This is a genomic window from Streptomyces sp. NPDC059816, from assembly GCF_042732055.1.
Classification (GTDB): domain Bacteria; phylum Actinomycetota; class Actinomycetes; order Streptomycetales; family Streptomycetaceae; genus Streptomyces.
Genome location: NZ_JBHWIQ010000022.1, coordinates 110,827 through 134,517, shown reverse-complemented (window position 1 = coordinate 134,517; position 23,691 = coordinate 110,827). Strand labels below are relative to the sequence as shown.

The 23,691-nt window shown below is 72.9% G+C and carries 16 protein-coding genes and 2 tRNA genes; 9 read left to right on the top strand and 9 right to left on the bottom strand.

Going from position 1 to position 23,691, the window contains the following annotated elements:
* Nucleotides 1–151: 151 nt before the first annotated feature.
* Nucleotides 152–478 (top strand): hypothetical protein, encoded by a 327-nt coding sequence (locus tag ACFV88_RS26545; protein WP_385494400.1) that lies wholly within the window; start codon nucleotides 152–154, stop codon nucleotides 476–478.
* A gap of 164 nt (nucleotides 479–642) precedes the next feature.
* Nucleotides 643–1,722, top strand: coding sequence for a DUF6745 domain-containing protein (locus ACFV88_RS26540; protein ID WP_385494408.1), 1,080 nt, complete (start codon nucleotides 643–645; stop codon nucleotides 1,720–1,722).
* Nucleotides 1,723–1,787: 65 nt separating this feature from the next.
* Here ACFV88_RS26540 and ACFV88_RS26535 read toward each other — a convergent pair whose 3' ends face one another.
* From ACFV88_RS26535 to ACFV88_RS26515, 5 genes are all read right to left on the bottom strand, one after another.
* Entirely contained in the window at nucleotides 1,788–2,420 is a 633-nt protein-coding gene (locus tag ACFV88_RS26535) for a TetR family transcriptional regulator C-terminal domain-containing protein (protein ID WP_385494399.1), read from the bottom strand.
* Nucleotides 2,421–2,485: 65 nt separating this feature from the next.
* A tRNA-Tyr gene (locus ACFV88_RS26530) sits at nucleotides 2,486–2,559 on the bottom strand.
* A gap of 11 nt (nucleotides 2,560–2,570) precedes the next feature.
* Nucleotides 2,571–2,642: transfer RNA gene (locus ACFV88_RS26525), tRNA-Arg, on the bottom strand.
* Between the two features lie 100 nt (nucleotides 2,643–2,742).
* Complete coding sequence (locus ACFV88_RS26520) at nucleotides 2,743–4,122, bottom strand: hypothetical protein (RefSeq protein ID WP_385494398.1); 1,380 nt, start codon at nucleotides 4,120–4,122, stop codon at nucleotides 2,743–2,745.
* Between the two features lie 106 nt (nucleotides 4,123–4,228).
* Nucleotides 4,229–5,425, bottom strand: a complete 1,197-nt coding sequence (locus ACFV88_RS26515; RefSeq protein WP_385494397.1) for a Glu/Leu/Phe/Val dehydrogenase dimerization domain-containing protein — start codon at nucleotides 5,423–5,425, stop codon at nucleotides 4,229–4,231.
* Nucleotides 5,426–6,021: 596 nt separating this feature from the next.
* On the opposite strand from ACFV88_RS26515, the gene ACFV88_RS26510 reads away from it, so the two are divergent.
* From ACFV88_RS26510 to ACFV88_RS26500, 3 genes are all read left to right on the top strand, one after another.
* Entirely contained in the window at nucleotides 6,022–7,212 is a 1,191-nt protein-coding gene (locus ACFV88_RS26510; RefSeq protein WP_385494396.1) for an MBL fold metallo-hydrolase, read from the top strand.
* Nucleotides 7,213–7,575: 363 nt separating this feature from the next.
* The gene (locus ACFV88_RS26505) at nucleotides 7,576–9,771 is read left to right on the top strand and encodes a hypothetical protein (protein ID WP_385494395.1); all 2,196 of its coding nucleotides are present in this window, start codon (nucleotides 7,576–7,578) and stop codon (nucleotides 9,769–9,771) included.
* 147 nt (nucleotides 9,772–9,918) lie between these two features.
* Nucleotides 9,919–16,047, top strand: coding sequence for a hypothetical protein (locus ACFV88_RS26500; protein ID WP_385494394.1), 6,129 nt, complete (start codon nucleotides 9,919–9,921; stop codon nucleotides 16,045–16,047).
* On the opposite strand, the gene ACFV88_RS26495 is transcribed toward ACFV88_RS26500, so the two are convergent.
* Nucleotides 15,953–16,207: an NUDIX domain-containing protein gene (locus ACFV88_RS26495; protein WP_385494393.1), complete on the bottom strand. Its 255-nt coding sequence runs from the start codon at nucleotides 16,205–16,207 to the stop codon at nucleotides 15,953–15,955. The two genes, ACFV88_RS26500 and ACFV88_RS26495, sit on opposite strands and share 95 nt — an antisense overlap.
* 350 nt (nucleotides 16,208–16,557) lie before the next feature.
* Here ACFV88_RS26495 and ACFV88_RS26490 point away from each other — a divergent pair, with 350 nt between their 5' ends.
* The 4 genes from ACFV88_RS26490 to ACFV88_RS26475 all read left to right on the top strand — a co-directional run bounded on the left by ACFV88_RS26490 (nucleotide 16,558) and on the right by ACFV88_RS26475 (nucleotide 19,868).
* Nucleotides 16,558–16,962 (top strand): tyrosinase cofactor, encoded by a 405-nt coding sequence (locus tag ACFV88_RS26490; RefSeq protein WP_385494392.1) that lies wholly within the window; start codon nucleotides 16,558–16,560, stop codon nucleotides 16,960–16,962.
* Nucleotides 16,963–16,978: 16 nt separating this feature from the next.
* Nucleotides 16,979–17,803: a tyrosinase family protein gene (locus tag ACFV88_RS26485; protein ID WP_385494391.1), complete on the top strand. Its 825-nt coding sequence runs from the start codon at nucleotides 16,979–16,981 to the stop codon at nucleotides 17,801–17,803.
* Between the two features lie 231 nt (nucleotides 17,804–18,034).
* On the top strand, nucleotides 18,035–18,760 hold the full coding sequence (locus ACFV88_RS26480) for a response regulator transcription factor (protein ID WP_385494390.1): 726 nt from the start codon (nucleotides 18,035–18,037) through the stop codon (nucleotides 18,758–18,760).
* Nucleotides 18,753–19,868: a sensor histidine kinase gene (locus ACFV88_RS26475; RefSeq protein ID WP_385494389.1), complete on the top strand. Its 1,116-nt coding sequence runs from the start codon at nucleotides 18,753–18,755 to the stop codon at nucleotides 19,866–19,868. The genes ACFV88_RS26480 and ACFV88_RS26475 overlap by 8 nt, the downstream gene beginning before the upstream one ends.
* 67 nt (nucleotides 19,869–19,935) lie before the next feature.
* On the opposite strand, the gene ACFV88_RS26470 is transcribed toward ACFV88_RS26475, so the two are convergent.
* The 3 genes from ACFV88_RS26470 to ACFV88_RS26460 form a co-directional block, all read right to left on the bottom strand.
* Entirely contained in the window at nucleotides 19,936–20,712 is a 777-nt protein-coding gene (locus ACFV88_RS26470) for an enoyl-CoA hydratase-related protein (protein WP_385494388.1), read from the bottom strand.
* A 91-nt stretch (nucleotides 20,713–20,803) separates the two neighbouring features.
* Nucleotides 20,804–22,126 (bottom strand): hypothetical protein, encoded by a 1,323-nt coding sequence (locus ACFV88_RS26465; RefSeq protein ID WP_385494387.1) that lies wholly within the window; start codon nucleotides 22,124–22,126, stop codon nucleotides 20,804–20,806.
* Nucleotides 22,123–23,664, bottom strand: a complete 1,542-nt coding sequence (locus ACFV88_RS26460) for an amino acid adenylation domain-containing protein (RefSeq protein ID WP_385494407.1) — start codon at nucleotides 23,662–23,664, stop codon at nucleotides 22,123–22,125. Before ACFV88_RS26460 ends, ACFV88_RS26465 begins: the two co-directional genes overlap by 4 nt.
* Nucleotides 23,665–23,691 lie beyond the last annotated feature (27 nt).

The window sequence follows — 23,691 nt, the reverse complement described above, 5'->3', positions numbered from 1 at the left end:
ATACCGGGCCCGGAGGCCAGCGGTCCCGTTGCAGGACCGCGAAAAAGATAACGGGGGGGCCGGTGCGACGGACCGGACCGGTTGTCAGACCCTCGACCTACTGTCGGTGCCGTGGTGGTCGCACGGAGCGGCGACCACGGAGGGGAGAGTCATGTTCCGGCAGGGAGACGTGCTCGTCGTGCCCGTCGCGAAGGACGCGGTGCCGCGGAGCGCCGAGGAGTCGCCCGGTGAACCCAGGGACGCCCGGGGGCGGCTGGTCCTGGCGCTCGGGGAGGTCACCGGGCACGCGCACGCCGTCGTCGGCCCGGGCCGACTCGTCCGCGAGCAGGGACCGCAGGGCTCCTTCCTGCTCCACCTCCCGGACGGCGGCCGGGTGGTCCACGAGGAGCACGCGGCCATCGCGCTGCCGAAGGGCTGGTACCGCGTGGTCCGGCAGCGGGAGTACGTGCCCGGGTCGGTGCGCGTCGTCGCCGACTGAACGCCGCCGGGCCGCGGCCCGGCACCCGGCCGCCGGAGCGTGCGCGGCGCCGCATCGAGGGACACCGAGGGACACCGAGCGAAGGACGAGGAAGTGGGCAGCGGAACATGTCGGTGAACGTGGAGGAGACGGGAACCCGGACGCAGGAGCTCGACGGGGAGGTGCTGGAACGGGTCGCGCGTTGGCGCGCGGTGGCCTCGGCGACGGGGTCCGCCGACCGGGCCGCCGCCGAGGACGGAGTCCGTCTGGCGTACCGCCGGGCCGGGCTGACGGAGCCGGAGCGGATCGTCTGGGCCCGATCGCCGCGCGAGGCGGTGCGCCTCCTCGCCGGGGGCGCCGAAGCCCTGGGCGGCGCACCGGGGCGGGGCGTGCGGAACGCGGTGCGCAACACGCCCTGGGCGGCCGAGCGACAGCGGCTGCTGGACGCGCTCGGCCCGATCGGTTGGTCCGCGCACTGGGCGACCACCGGCGGTCAGTTGGGGGAGTCGGCCGGGCTGCTGGTCCAGCGGCTGGGGCAGGGGTTGGTCGAGGACGCCACGGCGGACCTCGCCCCGGACCCCACTGCGGGCCGGGACTCCCAGGACGAGGCGCAGCAGCACAGGGACGCCGTTCGGCGCCGGGAGAACGAGCTGAGACTCCTGCTGCTCGATGCGGTGCTGGGCCAGCACGATGCGGCGTGGCTCTGCGCCTTCGACACCGACGGCCCCCTGGACGGGGTCGCGGCCGTCGCCCGCTCGGCCGGGTGGTGGTGGCCGTACGAGAAGGTCGCCGTGGTCTGTGAACGCCCCACGGCGCTGCACCGCGACGAGGCGGGCCGCCTCGACCGGGCCGACGGCCCCGCGGTCGCGTACCCCGACGGCTTCGCCCTGCACTCCTGGCGCGGCATGCCCGTTCCGGGCGAGTTCCTGGACGAACTCGCCGGCCTCACTCCGCAACGTATCCGCGAGGAGGAGAACGCCGAGCTCCGCCGGGTGATGCTGGAACACTTCGGCTACGACCGCTACCTCGCCGAGTCCGGAGCCGTTCCGCTGCACCAGGACGAGACGGGCCGGCTCTGGCGGGTGCCGCTGCCCGACGACGAGGACCTGGTCATGGTCGAGGTCGTCAACTCCACGCCCGAACCGGACGGCACCAGCCGGACCTACTGGCTCCGGGTCCCCCCGACCGTCACCACCGCCCGGGGCGGTGTCGCCTGGACCTTCGGCCTCACCGAGGACGAGTACGCCCCGGTGCGGGAGACCTGACCCGCGGCGAGCCCGGCCGCCGACCGGGCCCCCGGCGGCCCGGGGCGGCGTCGCGCGTCGACGGGTCAGGGGCGGGAGCGGCGGCGCTCCGTCGTCAACTCCTGCACCGCGAGGCCCAGCTCCTGGGCCAGTGCCTCGTCCACCCATCCCTGGAGCCGCGTCCGCGAGACGCTACCCGTGTAGACCGTGGCCTGGACGGCCAGTCCGTCCAGGAGCGCGGTGAGCCTGCGGGCCGTCGCCTCGGGGTCCGCACAGACGAACTCCCCGGCCGCGGCACCCTCCGCGATCACCTCGATGATCGCGGACTTCCACTGGCGGTCCAGGTCCCGGGTCACCGCGCGCAACGCCGGCTCCCGCAGGGAGACCGCCCACCCCTCGATCCACAGCCGCCATCCCTTGGCCTGACCGGTGGGGGCGTACCAGCGCACCGCGGCGCGCAGTCGCCGTACGGCACTGGTACGACGGCCGAGTGACATCCGCAGCCGGGCCAGGTCGGACTCGGCGGCATGGGCGAACGCCGCGGCGACCAGCTTCTCCTTGGAGGCGAAGTGGTACAGCACCAGCGCGTTGCTCACTCCGAGCGCCGCGGCCACGTCCGCGATCCGCACGTCGGACACGCCCCGGGCCTCGATCTGCTCGATGGCGGCCCGCACCAACTCCTCGCGTCGTTCTCCGACGCTCAACCGCACTCTCGCCACATCGTTAACCTTAAGTGTTCATGACGGAAAACGGCGGGCGGGGGCCTGCGGAGTGCGCGTGCACGGGCATCGGGACAGGATTCGAACCTGCGTCCACCCGGACTACAGCCGGGCGCTCCACCGCAGAGCTTCCCGATGCCCGTGCACGCGTAGCGAGAGCAGGGCTCGAACCTGCGTCCACCCGGTCCGGAGCCGGGCGCTCCACCACTGAGCTTCCTCGCCGGAACCATCCTGGCGGGCGCCGCCCCACCGGGCAACGCGTTTTCCCGCGCCCCGCGCCCCGCGCCCCGCGCCCCGCGCCCCGCGCCCTCCGGTCGGCGGGTCACGACTGCCCGGGTGCACCCTTGCCGGAGTAGACGCCCTTGGACCGCAGCAGCTTGGCCAACAGCGGATGGCCGACCCGCACTCCGTGCACCAGCTCCGGCGTCGGGCGGAAGGGCACCGGCCGTGCCTCGGCCCGCGGCGCCGTCCATCCCCTGGCCACCGGATCGACACCGTGACGCACGCACACCTCCTCGACCAGCGACCGCGGGCACTCGACCCCGTTCCGCAGCACCTCCCAGGGGAGCGGGAGGTCCGCCCACACCCCGGTGTCGGGATGCAGCCCGCCGCCCGCACTGCGGTGCCAGGCCGCCACATCGGCAGCCACCAGCACCGGCACCTTCCCCGGGCAGACCCGGTCGACGACCTCCTCGGCGCCCATCGCCGTCAGCAGCGCGAACCAGTTGGCGCGCGCCGTCGACCACGCCCGCGCCGTCTGGTTCCAGGTCGTCGAGTCGTCGCCGCGCCGCACCACCATGGTCGCCCGGTCCAGTGGACGCCGCTGCCAGACGGTTTCGAGCTGTTCGGCGACCTCGACCAGCACGCCGTACCAGAGCCCGATCAACCTGCCCCGCTCCTCGTCCGCGAGCCGCGCCAACACCGGGGCCGTGGGGTACGCATGGGCGATCGCGAACCACCCCGCGGTCACCGGGTCGAGCCGCCGGAACAGCGCATCGGCCACCGTGTCGTACGCCTTGGGCTGACCCGTGATGGTGAACTCGCTGCGCAGGTTGGCCCGCGCGGTGAGGTACGCGAGGAACGCGGCCGTCGCGTGGTCGGCCGCGAACAGTTCGTACGGCAACCGTGACACCAGCCCGCTCTTGCCGGTCAGCGTGATGTCCCGCTTGCGCTGCGCCGCCAGCAGCCGCGCGAGCTTCGCCTCCATCCGCCGTAGCAACCGGAACCGCTTGTTGTACTGCCGCTTGGAGATCTCGCCGAGCCCCGACGCGTCACGCTGCTCGCGGTTGAGGCGGTCGGCGAGGAAGTCGCTGCGCCCGAACTCCTTGCGGATCTCGCCGCCGGCCGCCCGGATGACCTCGGCGATCTGCTCGGGGTCGTCGCCGGCGGTGTCGGGCAGGGCGTCCACCGTCGCGAACAGCTCCGAAGCCGTGGCGAGTTGACGTTGGGCACCCACCGGGCGGGCGAAGTCCTCCAGCATCGAGGTGTAGCCGGCCCACAGCCGGCGCAGTGAGGTGCGCGAAGCCTGCTGCAACGCCTTGCGGGTCGGCCGCTCCAGCGGTACGCCGGTCGCGCGGTACAGGTCGAGGACCAGTTGCGCGATGTCCTCGGGCCGCTTGCGCTGTCCGAGGGAGGCGTACAGCGCCCGCAACTGCGGGTCCCCGGGGAGCAGTGCCGGGGACGGGGTGGATTCGGTGAGCATGACACCAGGCTGGCATCAGCCCCGGTGCGGGTTCCACCGGATATCCACCGGATATCCGCCAGGTGCCTCTCCGTGCCTGCCGGGTGTTCGTCCCTCTGTGTCCCGTTCAGGAGTACGTGCCGAACCGCTCCGTGATCTCCGTCAGGTTCTCGGCTGCCAGGGCGTGCGCGGCGGCCCGGGGTCCCGTGCCGTCCGCCTCCGCACGGGCCAGCACCCGGCCGAGCAACTCGCGCATGGAGGTACGGATGTGGGTGAACGCCTCGTCGCAGTCGGCCGTGATGTCGCCGAAGAGCGTCCACCACCACCAGGCGTTCGTCGCGGAGTTGGCCACCACGTCCGGCAGCACCGCGATGCCGCGGTTCGTCATCAACGACTCGGCCGCCGGCAGCACGGGCATGTTCGCCGCCTCGACGATCCACCGGGCGCTGATGCGGTGCTGGTTGGTGCAGTCGATGACGTTCGACAGCGCGGCCGGCACCAGGACGTCCGCATCGACGGCGAGCCACGCGTCACCCGGCATCTCCCGGTCGCCCTCGCGCAGGGCCGCCCGGTCCACGGTCCCGAAGCCGTCGCGCGCCGCCAGCAGCGCCTCCACGTCCAGCCCGGCCGGATTGACGACGGTGCCCAGGACGTCGGAGACCGCGACCACCGTCAGTCCCGCCCGGGACAGGAAGCGCGCCGTCGCCCCGCCCATCGTGCCGAAGCCCTGCACGGCGACCCGGGTGCCCGCGTACGGCATCCTCGTGTGGTCGAGTGCGGTGAGCACCGCCTCGGCGACTCCGCAGCCACCGACGAGTGCGTCCAGACCGATGCCGTCCACCTCGCAGGCGAACGCGTCCGCGAGTCGGCTCCGCGCCCCCGCCGGGTCGTCGAGCAGGGGGTACACGGCCTGCACGGTCGAGACGAGCCCGGCCTCCGCGGCGGCCCGGTCCACGGTGTCCTGGCTCAGCCCCAGGTCCTCCCCGGTCGTCCAGCAGCACGCGACGTACGGGCGGAGCGCCCGCAGGAACCGGACGAGGACCCCGTACGCCTCCGGGTGTCGGGGGTCGCAGTCGATGCCGCCCTTCGCGCCGCCCAGGGGCACGTACCGTGCCTTGGGGTCGTAGTGCAGGGCCTCCTTCACCGTCATGCCCCGCGCCAGCCCGGTGACCTCCTCCAGCGTGCACCCCTCACGCATCCGCAGGCCGCCGCTGGCCACCCCGCGCACCAGACGGTCCACGACGAAGTAGCCGCGACGGCCGGTGACGTGGTCGGTCCACTCAAGCGATATCAGCGGGCTGGGAGGGGGCTGGAGGCTGGGCACACGAACTCCTGGGGCTTGCCGCGATCGGGACCCGATGACGCCCGGAGAGGAGGGAGGGGCCGGGTCGACCGACCTGAGGGAAACTGAATCGCCGGTCAGTATCGGGAGCGCGTCAGGGATGTGTCAACGCGCCTGGTCCTCGCCCCGCTCCCGCCGGACGGCGGGTTCTGCGGCGCAGCGCGAACCGTCCTGTGCCCCCGGCCGTGCGGGGGCACGCCCCGTCACCGGACGGGGGAGGCATGGTACGGCGTCGAGCCGTCCCGTGGGCGCACTCACCCGACCCATTACCCCTACCTGGTAGGGGTAATGTACGGGCGGCTCCTCGTCGGAGTGCCGGGGGCCGTGGCGCGCTGGCCGGGGGTACGGGGCGGGTTCATCGAGATGGGGGTCACCCACATCGCCCTTCGGGCGTAGGGAGTGCGGGTTCCGCCACCCGTCCGACGGACGGGTTCCGTCGGAGGCGACACCGCGGACGGCACGTCGTGGATCACCGGCGGCGCCGGTGCGGGAACGTGCCGGGAGCGTGCACGGCCCGGCACCGTCCGTGGTGCCGCTCATAATGGGAACCGCCGACCGAACTCCACCCAGGAGGCACCGTGACCCACCTTCGTTCCCTGCGATCCGGGCTCCGCGCCCTGCGCCCCGCCGCCTTCGGTGCGGACGCCGCCGGGGAGCGGCTGGAGCGGATCCGGCGCTCGCCCCACTTCGTGGACGGGTCGTTCCGGAACCCGGTGCCGGCACGGACCCGCCCCTCCGGCTCGGCGTCCCGCTTCGCCAAGGTCTACTTCGACAAGGAGCAGCGCCTCCTACGCGCTCCGCGGGGCCCGATCCCCATCCACCGGGACACCCTCGCCGAACTGGCGCAGCCCCCTGCCACGGGCCTGCGGATCACCTGGATGGGGCACTCCACCGTCCTCGCCGAGATCGACGGGCACCGGGTGCTGTTCGACCCGGTGTGGGGCGAGCGCTGCTCACCGTTCGCCTTCGTCGGCCCCAAGCGGCTGCATCCCGTACCGGTGCCGCTGGCCGCGCTGGGCCCGGTCGACGTCGTCGTCATCTCCCACGATCACTACGACCACCTGGACATGCCCACGATCAAGGCGCTCGCCGGTACGGACACGGTGTTCGCGGTTCCGCTCGGTGTCGGCGCGCACCTGGAACGGTGGGGCGTCCCCGCGGACCGGTTGCGCGAGCTGGACTGGTCGGAGTCCACCACCGTCGCCGGGCTGCGCCTCACCGCCTCGCCCGCCCGCCACTTCTGCGGTCGGGGGCTGCGCAACGAGCAGAGCACCCTGTGGGCCTCCTGGGTCGTGGCCGGTGACCGGCATCAGATTTACCACAGCGGTGATACGGGGTACTTCTCCGGTTTCCGCGACATCGGCGCGGAGCACGGACCCTTCGACGTCACGATGATCCAGATCGGTGCGTACAGCGATTTCTGGCCGGACATCCACATGACCCCGGCGGAGGGGTTGCGGGCGCACCTCGACCTCCAGGGCGGTCAGCCGCACGGGGTGCTGCTGCCGATCCACTGGGGCACCTTCAACCTGGCCCCGCACGCCTGGGCGGAGCCGGAGGAGTGGACGAAGGACGCGGCCGAGGAGGCGGGCCAGGCCGTCGCGCTCCCCAAGCCCGGTGAGCCCTTCGAGTCCGCCGGCCCGCTCCCGACCGAACCGTGGTGGGAGGACGTGACGCAGCCGATCGCGCGGTCGTGGCGCAGTCCCGTGGCCCTGCCGGACCCCCAGGACGAACAGCTCACCTCGGCCGATGCCACGGTGGAACGCTGAGCCCGGGGCGTCCGGGAACAGGCCCCGGCTTCGCCGGCTTCATGCAGGGAACCGGACAACTCGACACCCGGGCGCGGGGGTTGCCGCCCGGCGGGTGAACGCCCCACGGCGCGCGAAGGTACCCGGTGCGGGCCGCTGCCATCCAGCGCAATGTGACAAAGGTGCCTCCGGAACGCCAGGCGCAGGCATAGTCTGCGGAACTACCGCATGCCGGGCTCGGGTGTTCCGTGGTGCGGCGGAGGTGTCATGGGTGGGGACCCACAGGGAACGGCGACGGTCGGCGGACGCGGGCGGTCGCCAGCGCATCACCACGAGGCGGAGGTTCCCGACCCGTACGGGGACCGGCCCCTGCTGACCCCCTGCATGACACGGGGCCACGGCGCCGTGCCCCGGCAGGACCGGGAGCGGCTGCGGAGCTACCTCGAAGCGGTCGTCACGGCCCGCCGGGCGCCCGTGCACACCACGGTCGCCTTCAACGCGGTGTACTTCGGCTACGACCTCGGCGGCGAGGGCTACGGCGGCAGCCCGCTCCGGCTCGACGACTTCCCCGAGATCACCCTCGGTGAACGTGCTCCCGTGCTCCCGGTCGGGGCCATGGTGTGCGTCGCCACCGGCTCGGACCCGCTCTACGCCGAGATCCTCCACCGGGAGGGAGCCCACCCGCAGGTCGGCGCCCTCGGTGACGTGCCGGACTGGGTGTCGGGGGCACCCGCGGGCGCCGAAGGACCGGGCCGCCCGGGAACCGGCGCCGCCCCGGTGCGCAGGGAACTCCTGGTTCCGGACCTCCACGCCTTCGGGCCGGCGCTGAGCCCGTCACCGGCCCAGCTCCACCGCCTACGGATGCGCCGGCGCTGGATCAACGGGGACGGCCACGTCGTGGTCGACGTCGGCTACCCGTCCCGGGAGGCGGCCCGGCGCGACGAGCCGACCTCCTACGCGCACCACCTCCTGACGACCGCGCGGGCCCAACTGCTCAGTCCCTTCGTTCCCGTCTCCCTCGCCGAACTGGTGGGCGGCACCCGGGACGACGACCTGAGGGCGGGACTGCTCGGTCTCCTCGACACGGTGCGGGGCGTCCTCAACTCCTCCGGGGCCCTGCGCACCTGGGGTCACCACGCCATGCCCCGGACCCGGCTGGCGGCCGGCTGGCAGGACGCCGGGCCGCTGGGCGGCGGTGACCTCAGGTCCCTGGTGGCAGCGGTGGAACGCGCGGCCGTCCCGGTACGGCGACGCCACGGTCTGACCGCCCCGGTCACCGTGCACACGGCGGTCGGCCCGCGGCTGCGCGGGTTCCCCGGGGCAGCGGAAGCGCTCGGGGGCGCGGGCTATGCGACGGCGGTGTTCCGGGCGAACGTGGCGCTGGCCGAAGCCGTCCGACGCAACGGCGGGCAGGGTCTGTTCGGGAACGGTTGCCGGATCGCCCTGGACGACGCCTTCGAGGGGGGAGGCGTATGGCGGTCCCACCATCCCGGGGACGCGGAACCCCCCGGCGACCCCCTGAGCCCGGCCGGGCGCGGCTGGACGTCCACGAACCCCGTACCCGGCGAGTCGGAGCCGACCTCGGAGGTCGATCCGGTCGACCTCCCCCTCGTCGACGACGCCGACCTCGGCCCCGACGCACTGCTGCGGTCCGACCGGGACGAGATCGTCTGGCGGTCCCCGCTGAGGCTGATCCACCTGATTGACGGTTGGCTCCCCCTGCACCCGCACGTCGTGCGGGAACTGGGCCGGACGCACGGCCGACACACCGCGACCCGCCTCGCCATCGACCACTGCGGCGGCACCTCGGACCCGAACGGCGCACCCCAGGAGGTCACCGTCGAACTCGGGGACGGGACCGGTCGCCTGACCGGAGTCAGCTGGCCCCGCGACTTCTTCCCCGGCCTGCTGCTCGAACTGTCCTGGCTCCGTGGCGGCCCGGTGATCCGGGTGGCCACGGCACCGCTCGACGAGCCGGTGCAGGTGGGGGACCGCACGGTCGGGCACTGCTTCGAACCGTGCGTCCTCACCCGGGAGGACGCTCCGGGCAGTGACCGCCACGGCGACACCGCGGCGGGGCTCGCCCCACGGCAACTGGTCATGCGCACGGTGCGCCGCTGCGGATTGCTCACCCCGGACGGCCACGCCCTGCTGGACCGCTCGGGCCTGCCGCGTGCGGCCTACGGACGCAGACCGGCGCGGGCACAGGCCGCGGCACTGGAGTCGGCGGTCTCGGACCTGCTCGCGGAACGGCTCCTGGAGCCCGCCCTCGGCAGCCGCGACGCCTGGGGCCGACCCCACTTCCCGGCCCGCGACGCAGAACCGACGATCCCGCTCCTCGGCTACCGCCCGGCCCGGGCGCGGCTGGTACGCCCGTGGGGCGGAGCGGGCCCGGACGGCGCCCAGTTGCGCGGCGTCCAGTTCGTGCCCGGCCATCTACGCCGGCTGCTGCCCGGCTGTTCGCCGAGCGAGGTGCAGAGAGCGGCCTTCCGGGAGCACTGCCGCAGACTCGGCAAGGCGGACGGCTGGGAACTGCCCCACGGATACACCTTCGTGACCGAGCACACGCGCGGCTTCTGACCCGTCCACGTTCACGCCCCGCACGCCGCTCGGCTTCGACGGCCCACCCCGGCAGCGCCCGGAACCGCCCGTTCACGGCTCGGCCGACGTCGACCGAGCCGCCCCCCAACCAACGACAGGACCACCACAGAAACGGAGCACGTACGCATGCATGACCGCTACCGCGTCGTCACGGGGCCACCGTTGTCCCCGCCGGGCGCGTCAGCCGACACCCTCGGGGGCCTGGCCACCGCGCTCAACGCCGTGGAACACCCGGACGCCGCCCTGAACGACCTCACGGTCGGCATGGTGGAGCTCGCCTTCAACTCCCTGCCGCCCAGGAACCGGCAGCAGCTGCTCGGCAGTCTGGGCATCCGGATGGCAGCGCCCCGACGGGCGGGCGGCGCCCTGTGCCGGGACGTCCTCACCCGACTGCGGCGCGAGTCCCGGCAGCAGCACATGTGCACCTGCGGAGTCAGGGAACTCACCAGCACCGTGCGGAGCCAGGTGGGCAGGTTCGTCTTCGCGCGGGACGACGAAACGGTCACCGATCCCGTGTCCCGGTGGGGCGCGACACTGGTCCGGGCCGCGGTCTTCGCCTGGTGCAACGCCTCCGTCGCCGGCGCGTACGTCCTCGCCTGGGCGGCGGACCAGGACTGGTTCGCCGCGCGAGCCGACGCGGAGGAGCGCGCACGGCTCGCCGCTGTGGGTGGCGCGGCCCGGTCCGTCTTGGCGGAGCACCCGGACTTCGACCCCGACGCACCACAGGGGCAGCGGCGACCACCCGCGGGCCACGTCCCGCACCAGCGCGCCGCCGTGCCCGACGGGCCGACCCCGGACGCGTCCCCGTCGCAAGCCGTCGCACCGGACCCCGTCCTCGCGAACGAGCCGTCCACGGCGGTGCCCGACGACGCCCCGGGACGGACGACGGACCCTGAGGAAGCCTGTCGACGGTTGGCGGCGGCCCTCGAGGAAGCCCGGCGGTCCGCCGCGCGGGTGACCGGAGCGGTCGCGGACGGACGCCCCCCGCAGGACGCGGACCTGACGTCGCTGACCGCGCTGGGCGAGGTCTTCGACGGTGTCGAAGCGGTGCTCCGGGCGGCGGGCATCGAGGCGGTGCCCCGTCGCCTGGACGACCTGGCGGGCGCCGCACGCGCGTACCGGACGGCGCACGACCGTGACCGCCGGGCGCGCGGGACGCTGCGGGAACTGCTGGACGTCGCCTGCCGTCCGGACAGCGCGGCGGCCTTCGGCGCGGAGGCCGTGCGCGGTGCGGCCGGCCGTCTGCTGGACACCGCGGTGTGGGGACGGACGCAACGCGAGGAGGGCGCCGCGCTCGCCGCCCTGGCGCGTCTCATCCGGCTGGGACGGCAGTCGGATGCCGCAACGGAGATCCTCGCGCTTCAGCAGCAGGTCGTCCGGGTGCTGCCCGGATGCGCCATGGCGGCGGTCATGGCAGCGGAACTGGTCCTGCCGCCGGAGCGGGACGCTCCCCTCGGAGCCGAGCCCGACCGACCCGCCCGGCCTCAGCCGCGCGCCGTCGCGCCCCCGAAGGGCACGGTGACCGGCGGACGCGACGCCGTGCGGCCCGCCCGCCCCGTGGAAACGTCCGGAGACCCGCGGGTCGAGACCGCCGAACCCACGGCCCCACAGGGCGCGCCCGACGCGACTGCGGAACCGGAATCCGCCGCACCCGACCGGCCGGCGCCCTCGACACCACGCCGTACGGAGACCGCGCCGGCTGACCCCGACCCGACGTCACCCCTGGACGTGGACCCCGCCTCCCCGGCACCGGTCCCCACCTCCACGACCGCTGCCGCCGCACCCGAGGCCGAGGACGCACCGCCCCAGGAGCCGGCCACGGCCGTGCCCGGGGGACGGGACTCCGGTGAGGCGGCGGTGGAACGGGCCCTGGCGCAACTCGTCCTGGAACGGCGCTTCGGGCTCGCCCACCACCTGGCGCGCGCCGCCGGACACCCGCAGCCGCAGGTGGCCGCGCTCCGGCTCGCCGGTGCCGCCGCGCTGCTCACCTCGGGGGACAGTCAGGGCGCCCGGCTGACCGCGGAACTGCTCCAACGGGACGGCGGGCACCTGGGCCGTGACGGCGAGGGCAGCGAACTCGTCCTCCTGCCCGCTCTGCTGCGCACCGCGTTGATCACCGGCGACCACGTGGCGGGCGCGCAGCTCAAGGCGTTGGTCCCCCGGCTGCCGGACCGCCTGGGGGAGGTGGCGACCGCGGTCGCCGACCGTGCCCTCAGCGGTGCCCTGATGACCGTCTCCCCCCTGGTCGTGATCGCCGACGTCTCCGAAACCGAGGCCCGGCTGGGGGAGTTGCGCGAGCAGTGCCGGGTCCTGCTGACCCCGCAACGGCTGCGGTTCGCCCGGGCGACCGACATCGCCAAGCACTGGCTGGCCCCCGACGACGGGATGCTCGGATCGCTCCTGGCGACGGTGGTCCGGGACGACCGGGCCGCAGTGCCACGGGTGCGGGAGCAGGCCGAACGCCTGTCGAAGCTGGCCGAGGTCAACAACGAGATCGACCGCATGGACCGCAAGCACCGTTCGTCCAGCGGCAAGCCGCTCCAGGGCTCCGGACGGCAGGACCTGGTGCAGCTCGTGGAACGGGCGGTCGGGCTGACCCGGGAATGGTGCTTGGCGGTCAACGGCATCCGGCGCGGCGACCGGTCCCACGGCGATCGGGCGGTCAAGGAGATCTCCTCCCTGCGCCGCTCCCTGCTGGACGGCAAGGACGCGGTGTTGGGGGAACTGGAGCAGCCGTCACGCCGTTGGGGCAGCATCGCCGCCGCGACGGCCTGGGCGGCCCGCACCTCCATGGAGGAGCTGTTCGCGCTGCTGGGCGGCGACACCGCGACCATGCGCCCCGACGCCTCGGTTTCCCCTGAACTCCTGCTGGACGTCGAGCTGTTGAAGGTGTGCGACACCCGCGACGAACGGCCGTCGCTCGACCGGCTCCTCACGGCGGTCGGCCGGAGCTGGGACGACGCCCTCGCCGAACGGCTCGCCCGGGACGCCTTCACCGGGGCCCGCACCATCGTCGACCTGGCCGACCGCGGGTTGCTGCCCCTGGCCCCGGCCGCCGGGTTCACCCCGCCCACCGTGGCCGAGATCGCCGACCGGGAGACGAGCAGACGAGCCGAGCTGCGGCAGGCGCACGACGAACTCGTCGCCGAGCTGCACCGCGCGCAGGCCGACGGCGCCGTCACCGACGACCAGGACCTGCGCCTACAGGAGCTGTTGGCCGACGCCCGCATCCGTCTCGAGGACACCGAGACGCACGACCTGATGGACGTGCGTCGGGCGCTCGACACCGTCACCGGCGACCTGCCGACCTTCCGGCAGCAAGCGGCCGACCGGATCCGAGCCCGGCTCGACGCCGCGGACCCCACGACGGAGGAACGGGCCCAGGTCCTGCGGCACCTGGACACCGGTGGCCTGGCCACCGCGGCCGACCTCGTCTACTTCCTGGAGATCGGCGAACCCGTCCCGGAGATCGAGACCGGCGAGTCCCATCTGATCGAGTACTTCCCGGTGGTGCCGGACAGCCTGCGCAAGGGCATCGACCGCGAGTTCGTGGACCTCGTCCGGACCGGCGGCAAGCACCCCGCGGTCCCCGTCCTGGACTACGGGGCCCTCTCCACCGACGAGGCGGCACTGGCGGCCGACGCGCTCGACGACTGGCGGGAACTGGGCGCCACCGAGCGCAAGGACCGGCTCGAAGTGTCCGCGCGACGCCAACTGCTGCCGGCCCTCAAGCTCCTCGGCTACGACGCCAAGAGCGCCAGGCCGCTCGACGAGCGGTCACCCCACCGGCGCGAGTACCGCCTCTTCGAGGTGACCGAGGTGGAGATCAACGGCCGCGCGAAGGCCCCCGCGTTCGGTTCGCAGATCAGGGAACAGGGCGGCACCCTGCGCGTCCTGATGGTCTGGGGCCGCCCGCCCGCCAAGGTCGTCATGAGCCTGGCGGAGCGCGACACCAGCGGAGCGAGTCTGCTGGTGGTCTACTTCGGCACGCTGAGCCGGGAGGCCCGCGTCGAACTCGCCGTCGGATCGCCCCGGTTGCAGCCGCTGCTGGTCGTGGACGACGCCGCCCTCGCCTATCTCGCGGCCCGGGGGAACCGCCAGGTCAGCACCGCCACCCAGACGCTGCTGCCGTTCTCCGGCATCAACCCGTACATCAGGGAGAAGCGCGGTCGCATCGGCGGCGAGATGTTCTACGGTCGCGACGCCGAACGCAAGAGCATCCTCGACCCGCGCGGCACCCAGGTCATCTTCGGCGGCCGGGGACTGGGCAAATCGGCACTGCTCAGCGACGCCGGCGAACGGTTCGCGGAGCAGCGCCCCGGCTACCACCAGGCCGTGTACGTGAACCTCGACCAGGAGAACATCGGCAAGGGCAGTTCGCTCGGGCCACAGGCGCTGTGGAGCGTACTGGACCGGGAACTGGTCGCGGCGCAGGTGCTGGGTCGGCCACAGGGCCGCCGCTCGCGCCAGGACATCTCGGAACGCGTACGGGCCGCCGTCCGCGTCTGGCTCGACGGGGACTCCCGGCGCCGGCTGCTGATCCTGCTCGACGAGTGCGACCAGTTCTTCGAGGCGGACGCCCCGCGCTTCGACCAGACCAAGAAGCTCAAGGGCCTCGGCTCCGACACCAAGGACCGCGCGAAGGTCGTCTTCGCCGGCCTGCACTCCGTGCAGCGCTTCTCCAAGCTCGCCAGCAACGGGCCGTTCGGCCACCTCGCGCAGACCCCGAAGGTGATCGGCCCGCTCGCCCCCCAGTTCGCCGCGGAACTCCTCGTCGAGCCCATGCGGGCGCTCGGCTTCGAGTTCCACGACATGGACCTCGTCAACCGGGTGCTCGGCTACTGCTCCTACCAGCCGTTCCTGCTCCAGATGTTCGGTCACCGGCTGGTCGAGCTGATGCACCGCAAGCGGGCGCGGCGCGGCGCCGAAGGGCCCCCGTACACGGTCGACGTCGCCGACATCGAGGTCGTGGAGTCGGACACCGGTCTGCGGGACGGCATCTCGGCGGCCTTCAAGGACACGCTCAGCCTGGACCACCGCTACGACGTGATCGCCAACGTGCTCGCGTACCAAGCCCGCCACCACGGGCTGGAGATGCGGCTGAGCGACGCCGAACTGCGCGAGGAGTGCGAGACGTTCTGGCGCAAGGGCTTCGAACAGCTCGACACCGAGGGCTTCCGCGCCTACCTCTCGGAGATGGTGGGCCTCGGCATCCTGGCTCCCAACCACGACGGCCAGGGCTGGCACCTGCGCGGCCCGAACGCCCTGCGCATGATCGGCACCTCCCACGAGGTGGACGCCCGTCTGTTGCGGGCCGAGCAGGACTGCGAACTCCAGGAGAGCATCGTCCAGGAGGGCCGGCCCGAGCTGCCCGACGGCCGGCCGGCTCCGCTCACCATCACCCAACTGGACGATCTGCTCGGTGAGCGCTCCAACCAGACGAGGGTCGTCCTCGGCACGCCCGCCACCGGTGTCACCGACGTCGGCGACACCCTGCGCACGGTCGCCGGGCGCATCGCGGACTGGAAGCTGCCGCCGGTCGGCAAGCCCAGCGTCTACAAGCAGGAGCTCACCGGCGGGCTCCCGCGGGAACGGCGCGTCGTCATCAGTGACTTCGCCCGCTATCCGGCCCGGCCGGCGACCTGCCGGGAGGCGGTCGACCTGGCCGAGACCCTGCTGCCCACCACGCCGGGGGTGACCCGGGCGGTCGTCATTGTCACCGCCCACGACCAACTGGCCCTGTGGCAGACCCTGCTGGCGGGCGCCGAACCGACCGCCGCCGCACCCGTGGTGTTGCGCCGCCACGACCGTCGCAGTCTGCGCGGTTGGGCCCAGCGCATCGAGATGTTCCACACCGAGGACCGCCTCGACCGTCTGCACGAGTTGACCAGCGGCTGGCCCGTCCTGGTCGACCGTGCGTACCGCCTCCACGGCGAACTCGGCGACCCGGATGAGGTGTTGCGGCGACTGGCCGGGCTGCGTACGGACCGTGTCGGGGCCCGCGAGTTCGCCGAGAAGACCGGGGTGTACGCGAGCCCCCTGCTCACCACGGGGTACCGGGTCCTCGACGAGGAGTTCCCGGAGGACCCCTTCGACCTGGAGAGCGCGGTGACCGCCGTGGCGGTCCGGATCGAGGACGAGGACGAGGCCCGGTGGATCGTCAACTGCCTCGACGCCCTCCAGGTGTTCGACCGGGACGACACCCAGTTGCGGCTGGAGCCGCTGTTGCGCCACTGCATGGCGGCCCACCCGTAGACGACGGGGCAGCCGCCGGACCGCCGTGGTCGAGCTCCTGCGCGAGTTCCCGGCGCAGGGCCCGGTGGAGGTCCTCGCCGGGTTCCACGTTGCCGCCGGGGAGGCGGGTGCGCTGGTCATGACGTTCAGCATCGTGGCCGCCCCCGTGACGGCGGCGCACGGTACGGGAGCGGCAATTGCGGTACTTGGGGTCTTCGTGGCATAACGCCGCTCCCGTTTCCGGCCATGTTCGGACCGTGGCCCCGCCGCATGACGGGCCGGCGTCGCCGGGAAGATCTCCATGCAGGTGGCACGTTCACGGTGGAATCTACGGTTCCGAAACCCCCGGACCCCGACGCGCAGGAAGAACAGGTCCGGTCGCACCCTCGTGGCCTGCGAAACGTGTCCGTATGGCAGCCAACCGAAAGGGCCCCCCTTCTGCGGCGATCACTCCCCGTGTTGGCATGGTCGCGGCGGTCCGCAAACAACCTGGAGGGCCGCCTCAGCCATGCTTATGGGGGTCCATCAGTCATGTCCAGACTCACCCGTCGTCAGGTCATCCGAGCCGTAGGAGGCGCAGCCGCGGGCACCGCAGTGCTCGCCGGCGTCGCCACCGTGACCGCCGGCAGCGCACCGGCCGAGGCCGCCGCACCCGGCGGCACCGGCGAACTCGCACCGTTCGACGAGGTCTTCCAGGGCCGCCGCATCCAAGGACTGCCCGACGCGAAGGCCCGCACCCACGCCCACGCAGGACACGGCCCCGGCTACCGCGTCCTGGTCGACGGCCGCGAACTCCAGGTCATGCAGCACGGGAAGAGCGGCTGGAGCAGCACGATCAACCACTACGAGAGGTTCGCGACCCCGCACGACGCCGCACGCACCGCGGTCATCTCGCTGAAGGGCGCCGCCATCGTCCCCTTCGACCCCACCGCCTGAGCCGGGAGCAACCGCCATGACCGTACGCAAGAACCAGGCGAACCTCACGTCCGCCGAGAAGCAGGCGTTCGTCGACGCCGTGCTGGCCCTCAAAGCCAGCGGCGTGTACGACGAGTTCGTCGCCGCGCACCGCCTCCGCTTCGCCCTGGACATGAACACCGGGATATACGTGGGCCACTTCGGCCCGTCGTTCCTGCCCTGGCACCGCAAGTACCTCATCGACTTCGAGAACGAGCTCCAGAAGGTCAACCCGCTGGTGTCGATCCCCTACTGGGACTGGACCGTCGACAACACCGCCGGCTCCTCCCTGTGGGCACCGAACTTCCTCGGTGGGACCGGACGGCCCCTGGACGACCAGGTCATGGACGGCCCCTTCGCCTACTCGGCCGGTCAGTGGCCGATCACCATCCAGGCCGACAGCCGTCCGTTCCTCGCCCGCAACCTCGGCTACCGCGTACCGACCCTGCCGACGCGCGCCCAGGTCGACTCCGCCCTCGCCATCCCCACCTACGACTCCGCGCCCTGGCGGGACGGCTCGGCGGGCTTCCGCTCCACCCTCGAAGGCTCCGCGGGCTACATGAGCATGCACAACCGGGTGCACACCTGGGTGTGGGGGCAGATGGAGTCCAGCGTCTCCCCGAACGACCCGGTGTTCTGGCTGCACCACGCGTTCGTCGACAAGCTCTGGGTCGAGTGGCACGCGCTCCACCCCAGTAGCGCCGAGTACCTCCCCACCGGGGGCACGACCGAGGTGATCGACCTCAACGAGACCATGCCGCCCTGGACCAACACGACCCCCCAGAGCGTGCTGGACCACACCCAGTTCTACGTCTACGCGTAGGAGCGGCGGGGGGTGACGCAGCCGTACGACACGGCGGTCACCCGGCCGCCGCAGTACCGCAGATGAGAACGCAGAACGCCCCGCCCCGGCCTCGGCGGGGCGTTCTGCTGGCCGCTCCACCGGCCGCTCCACCGGCCGTTCCAGGGGGCGTTCCACCAGGCGTTCCGGCGGCGGGACGGAGACCAGCCGGCCCTCCGCACGCGTCGTGCGCGCCCCTGAGAGGCTGGGGCCATGCACCGCACGCCGACACACGTCCTGGTGGTCGAAGACGATCCGACCGTCGCCGAGGTCGTCGTCAGCTATCTCGAACAGGCCGGACACACCGTCGCCCACGCCCCCGACGGCTTCGTCGCCCTGCGCTCCGCCGCGCTGCGCCGCCCCGACCTGGTCGTGCTCGACCTCATGCTGCCGGGCATCGACGGCCTGGAGGTCTGCCGCGCCCTGCTCCGCACGGGACCCGTGCCCGTCATCATGCTGACCGCCCGCGGCGACGAGAGCGACCGGGTCCTCGGGCTGGAGACCGGCGCGGACGACTACCTGACCAAGCCGTTCAGCCCGCGCGAACTCGTCCTGCGGGTCGCGTCGGTGCTGCGCCGGGCGAGCACCGTCGAGCAGCCCGGGCACCTGGTGTCCCGGTTCGGCCTCACCCTGGACCCGGCCGGTCGCACGGTCACCAAGAACGGGCGGGAAGTCAGCCTCACCCTGCGGGAGTTCGACCTCCTCGCCTATCTGCTCCACCACCCCGACCGGGCGGTCACCCGCGAGACGCTGATGCGTGAGGTGTGGGGCTGGGAGTTCGGTGACTTCTCCACGGTGACGGTGCACATCCGGCGGCTGCGCAGCAAGATCGAGGACGACCCCGCCGCCCCCGCCCTGATCCACACGGTCTGGGGGATCGGCTACCGCTTCGCGGACGCCGCACGGGGGAGCTACCCGGGGGTTCACGGTGATGTCTGATCTGGCGCTCATCGCGCTGTACGCCCTGCTCGGCGCGGTGTGCGCGGGACTGGCCGGGGTGGTGGCCCTGCACCTGCTGCGCCGTCGATCGCTCATGGCCTCGCTGACTGTGGTGGCGGCGGTGGCGGTGCTCGCGATGCTCGCCGGCACGCTCTCGGTCTCCTGGGCGATGCTGCTGATGAACGCCCACGACCTCAAGGTGGTGACGGTGGTGGTGGCGATGGCGGCGCTCGCCTCCTTCGCCACCGCGGTCCTCCTGGGCCGCCGGGTGGCGGCCGGCAGCCGTGGCCTGGCGCTCGCCGCCCGCTCGTTCGGACACGACGGCAGCTTCGCCAGCCCCAAGACGCCCGCCACGGCCGAGTTGGCGTCCTTCAGCCGGGAACTGGAGGCGTCCGCGGCCAGACTCGCGGCGTCCAGGGAACGCGAACGCGCGCTGGACGCCTCCCGACGGGAACTCGTCGCCTGGATCTCGCACGACCTACGGACTCCGCTCGCCGGGCTCCGCGCCATGACCGAGGCGCTGGAGGACGGGGTCGCCAGGGACCCGGAGCGCTACTTCCGACAGATCCGCGCCGAGGTGCAGCGGTTGGACGGCATGGTCTCCGACCTCTTCGAATTGTCCCGCATCCACGCCGGCACCCTGTCCCTCGACCCGGTGCGGACCTCCCTGCACGATCTGGTCGGGGACGCCCTCGCCGGCGCCGAAGCCCTCGCCGCCGAGCACGGGGTCCGCCTGCTGAACGATCCCGTCGAGCCGGTGCCGGTGGAGGTCGACGCGGGTGAGATGACGAGGGTCCTGGCGAACCTGCTGGTCAACGCCATCCACCACACACCGGCCGGTGGAGCCGTCGCGGTCTGCGCGACGGGCGGGGACCGCTGGGCCACCCTCGCGGTCACCGACAGCTGCGGAGGCATCCACGAAGACGACCTGCCCCGCGTCTTCGACGCCGGCTGGCGCGGCAACGAGGCCCGCACCCCACCGGGGGGCGCCGGGCTGGGCCTCGCCATCGTGCGCGGCATCGTCGAGGCCCACTCCGGCCGGGTACGGGTCAACAACGTGCCGGGAGGATGCCGCTTCGAGCTGACTCTGCCCGTGGCGCCGCTGTAGGAGCCCTCGGGGTGCCGGACCCCGGCCGGAGCTCGCGCTCCGCCCGGGGTCACCGGTGCGACGGCCGCTACGGGGCGCCGTGTCCGAACTGCGGGGGGCGCTTCTCCAGGAAGGCGCGCATCCCCTCCTTCTGGTCGGCGCCGGCGAACAACGAGTGGAAGACCCGCCGCTCGTACCGCAAGCCCTCGCCCAGTCCCGACTCCAGCGCCTGACCGACCGCCTCCCGGGCCGCGAGGGCCGCCGGCCGGCTGCGGGAGGCGATCACCTGCGCCAACTCGGCCGCCTCGGAGTCCAGCTGACCGGCGGGGACCAGTCGTGAGATCAGTCCGGAGCGCTCCGCCTCCGCCGCGTCCATCGTCCTCCCGGTGAGGATCAGGTCCATGGCCTTGGCCTTGCCGATCAGCCGGGTGAGCCGCTGGGTCCCGCCGATGCCGGGGATCACTCCGAGCGTGATCTCCGGCTGGCCGAAGACCGCGGTGGTGTCGGCGATGACTGTGTCACACATCATGGCGAGCTCGCAGCCGCCGCCCAGGGCGAAGCCGGCCACCGCCGCCACCTTCGGCGTGCGCAACGCCGCGAACAGTTCCCAACGGGCGAACCAGTCCGCCGCGAACATCTCCGGCGCGCTGCGCTCGGCCATCTCCCGGATGTCGGCGCCCGAGGCGAACACGCGGTGGGAACCGGTGATGAGGAAGCAGCCCACCTCGGGGTCGGTGTCCAACGGGCCCAGCGTGTCGAGCAGTTCCTCCAGCAAGGCGGTGTTGAGGGCGTTGCGCACCTCGGGCCGGTGCAGGCGGACGGTCACCACGCGGTCGTGGCGCTCCACCTTCAGATGGTCGGGCATGTCTCCTCCGGGGAATTCGTGGGGGTGGGGAGTGGGTGTGGGAAGGGGAATGGGAGTGGGGAGTGGGGACGCATGGGGGTGGGCGTGCGGGTCAGGAGTCCCAGATCGCGCCGTGCGCGGGTATGCCACGCTGTTCCAGGGCGTGCACCACCGCGCGGGTGAGCCTGCGGTTGGAGATGCAGATCACCGCCTCCGCGCCGGATTCCTGCCAGACGGCGTGGGCGAGGGCCGCCATGTCGGGCTTGCCGTGCGTGGCGGTGTCCCACACCACGGCATCGGGCTGCGCCGCGAGGATCTCGTCCACCAGGGCGTCCCCGTAGGTCGCCCGGGGACTGCGGGCCGCCCACACCAGTCGGGCGGGCACGGTCCCCGCCAACAGGTGCGGCAGACACGGTCCGATCCCGCTGCCGGTGGCGATGTACACGACCCGTCGGAACAGCGTCTCGATGTTGGCGACTCCCGCGGTGGGGATTCCCTTGACCCACACGGTGTCCGGCAGCTCGTCGATGAACTCCCCCGTCCAGTCGCCGGCGCGGGAGACCGTCAACCGGAATCCGCTGCGCCCGGGTGCGGGGACGTTCGCGAAGGAGTGCCACTCGGTGAGCGGCGAACGGCTGATCGCGGTCGCGGAGCCGGCGAACGGGGTCACCCCGTGGTCGAAGTGCGCCAACACCACATGGGAAGAAGGACGTTCCAACGCGACCGGGACCCGGCGCAGCCGCAGCCAGGGCAGGGCGATGCTGAAGGTGACGAGCGCCAGCAGCCAGGGGCCGGGCGAGGCGACGAGGGAAGTTCCGCGGTCGTGGGCGACCAGCAGGGTCTGGGCCCACAACAGGGCGAGTGCGGCCCAGCCGCCGAAGCGGTGGACGCGCTCGAAGGCGTCGTGGAAGCGGGCGCGCAGCGCCGGGAGCGCCGTGAGCGCGACGACGGTCAGCACGACCGCCGGAGCCCAGGAGACGAGGAGGGTGGCGAGGGGTGCCCCGTCGTGGGTCAGGCGCACGGTCAGCGCCAGGAACCAGAGCGTTCCGGCGACGGCACCACCGATGTGCAGCCCACCGAAGTGGTAGACCTTCGACAGGGCCCACCTGACGCGCAACGGCCAGGTCAGGGGCGCCGCCGTGGCGATCCTGAACAGTGCGTTGATCACGTACTGCTGCCGGATCAGCACCGCCAGGGTGAAGTTCACCAGCGCCGCGTGGGAGAGGGTGTCCACCGCAACCGGGCCGGGGGCGGCCACCGCGTACCCGAGCACCCCCGCATTGACCAGGAGCACGGACGCGAGCAACCGGTGGTGGGGGATCAACCGCGGATGTCCCAGCACGCGCCGGGTGAGCGAGCCGGGCGGCGGCAGCGGGGGCACCGCGAGCGGCTCTGTGACGGGTGCGCCGGTCGGCGGTCGCGAGACGGTACTCATGACGCCACGTCCGACCGCTCGGCCCGCAGGCGTTCGGCGAGCTCCACCAGCGCGGCCTTGTCGATCTTCCCCCGGCTGGTCTGCGGAAGGAGGTCCAGTGCGTGCACGTCCTCGGGGACGTAGTAGTACGGCAGGACATCGGCGACCGCGCGGCGCGCAGCGGCCGGCCCGAGGCTCCCGGGGGCGACGAAGGAGACGAGGGTGCTGCCGTCGAGCCGCACGGTGGCGGCCCTGACGCAGCCGGGCATCGATTCCAGGACGGCCGACACCGCGTCGAGTTCGACGCGGAAGCCCCGGATCTTCACCTGGTCGTCGGTGCGGCCGAGGTGTTCCAGTTCGCCTTCGGGGGTCCAACGGCACAGGTCGCGGGTGCGGAACATCAGCTGCCCCGCTCCGACGAAGGGGTCCGGTCGGTAGCGCTCGTGGGTCAGCCCGGGGTTGTCGAGGTACCCCGCGGTCACTCCCGCGCCCCCCGCCCACATCTCGCCCACCTCGCCGATGGGCAGCGGCCGGCCGTGGTCGTCGAGGACGTACACGGTGGTGTTCGGGACGGGGCGTCCGATCGTCAGTCGTTCGGCCGACGGGGAGTGCCGCTGCACGGTGTTGACGATCGTGGTCTCGGTGGGACCGCAGCCGTTGTGGAAGTCGCAGACGGCCGCCCACCGGTCGGCGAGTGCACGGGGGCACGGCTCCCCGGCCACCGCCACTGCCCGCACCCGGGTGCAGTCCGCGGGGTCCAACCCCGACAGGATGGTAGGCGTCGCGATGATCACCTCCGCCTCACGGACCGCCTCGGTGAAGTCCTTGCCGCGCAGCACGAGGGTCGCACCGTGGCTCAGCGCGCCCAGGATCTCCCAGGCCGCCATGTCGAAGGCGATGTTGAGGAGTTGACTGACCCGCATGCCCGGTTCGATCCCCAGCCGACCGGGCGCGGTGTGCAGCAGGTTGCACACGTTGCGGTGCGTGACGGCCACCCCGTTGGGCTGTCCGGTGGTGCCGGAGGTGAACAGGACGTAGCAGAGGTCCTCACCGCGCGGGTCGGGCTCGGGGCGGGGCCCGGCGCCGGGGCGGGACAGGGATTCCCCCACCGGGGGCAGGGGCTCCTCCATCAACAGGTCGACGGCGACCGTACCCGTGCCGGGGGTCACGGGCACCCGGTCCTCGTACGGGGAGAGCGTGAGCACGGTGCGCGCCCCGGAGGTCCGCAGCACGTGCCGGAGCTGGGCCCGCGGGGTGATGCCGATGTCCTGGGGGACGTAGGCGGCACCGGCCTTCAACGTGCCCAGGAGCGCGACGAGCATCGGCAGGGAACGACGGACGAAGACCGCCACCCGGTCACCGGTGCGCACGCCCCGGTCGGCGAGCACCCGGGCCAACCGCTCGGCGTGGCGGTCCAACTCGCCGTAGGTGATGCTCCGCCCGTCGTGCGTGGCGGCGATCGTCATCGGTCGGGTCCGGGCCTGGTCCTCGAAGGCCCGGTGCACCAGCTCGTACGGCACCGTTCGACTCGGACCCTGTCCGAACGTGCGGAACAGCATCCGGTCCTCGGCCGTCAGCCCGTCGAG

Coding starts and splice junctions, on each gene's coding strand:
- ACFV88_RS26520 (WP_385494398.1), bottom strand. CDS start 4,122: ATGCTCACCGAATCCACCCCGTCCCCGGCACTGCTCCCCGGGGACCCG.
- ACFV88_RS26485 (WP_385494391.1), top strand. CDS start 16,979: ATGACCGTACGCAAGAACCAGGCGAACCTCACGTCCGCCGAGAAGCAG.
- ACFV88_RS26545 (WP_385494400.1), top strand. CDS start 152: ATGTTCCGGCAGGGAGACGTGCTCGTCGTGCCCGTCGCGAAGGACGCG.
- ACFV88_RS26465 (WP_385494387.1), bottom strand. CDS start 22,126: ATGAGTACCGTCTCGCGACCGCCGACCGGCGCACCCGTCACAGAGCCG.
- ACFV88_RS26500 (WP_385494394.1), top strand. CDS start 9,919: ATGCATGACCGCTACCGCGTCGTCACGGGGCCACCGTTGTCCCCGCCG.
- ACFV88_RS26505 (WP_385494395.1), top strand. CDS start 7,576: ATGACACGGGGCCACGGCGCCGTGCCCCGGCAGGACCGGGAGCGGCTG.
- ACFV88_RS26490 (WP_385494392.1), top strand. CDS start 16,558: ATGTCCAGACTCACCCGTCGTCAGGTCATCCGAGCCGTAGGAGGCGCA.
- ACFV88_RS26480 (WP_385494390.1), top strand. CDS start 18,035: ATGCACCGCACGCCGACACACGTCCTGGTGGTCGAAGACGATCCGACC.
- ACFV88_RS26470 (WP_385494388.1), bottom strand. CDS start 20,712: ATGCCCGACCATCTGAAGGTGGAGCGCCACGACCGCGTGGTGACCGTC.
- ACFV88_RS26475 (WP_385494389.1), top strand. CDS start 18,753: ATGTCTGATCTGGCGCTCATCGCGCTGTACGCCCTGCTCGGCGCGGTG.
- ACFV88_RS26460 (WP_385494407.1), bottom strand. CDS start 23,664: ATGCTGTTCCGCACGTTCGGACAGGGTCCGAGTCGAACGGTGCCGTAC.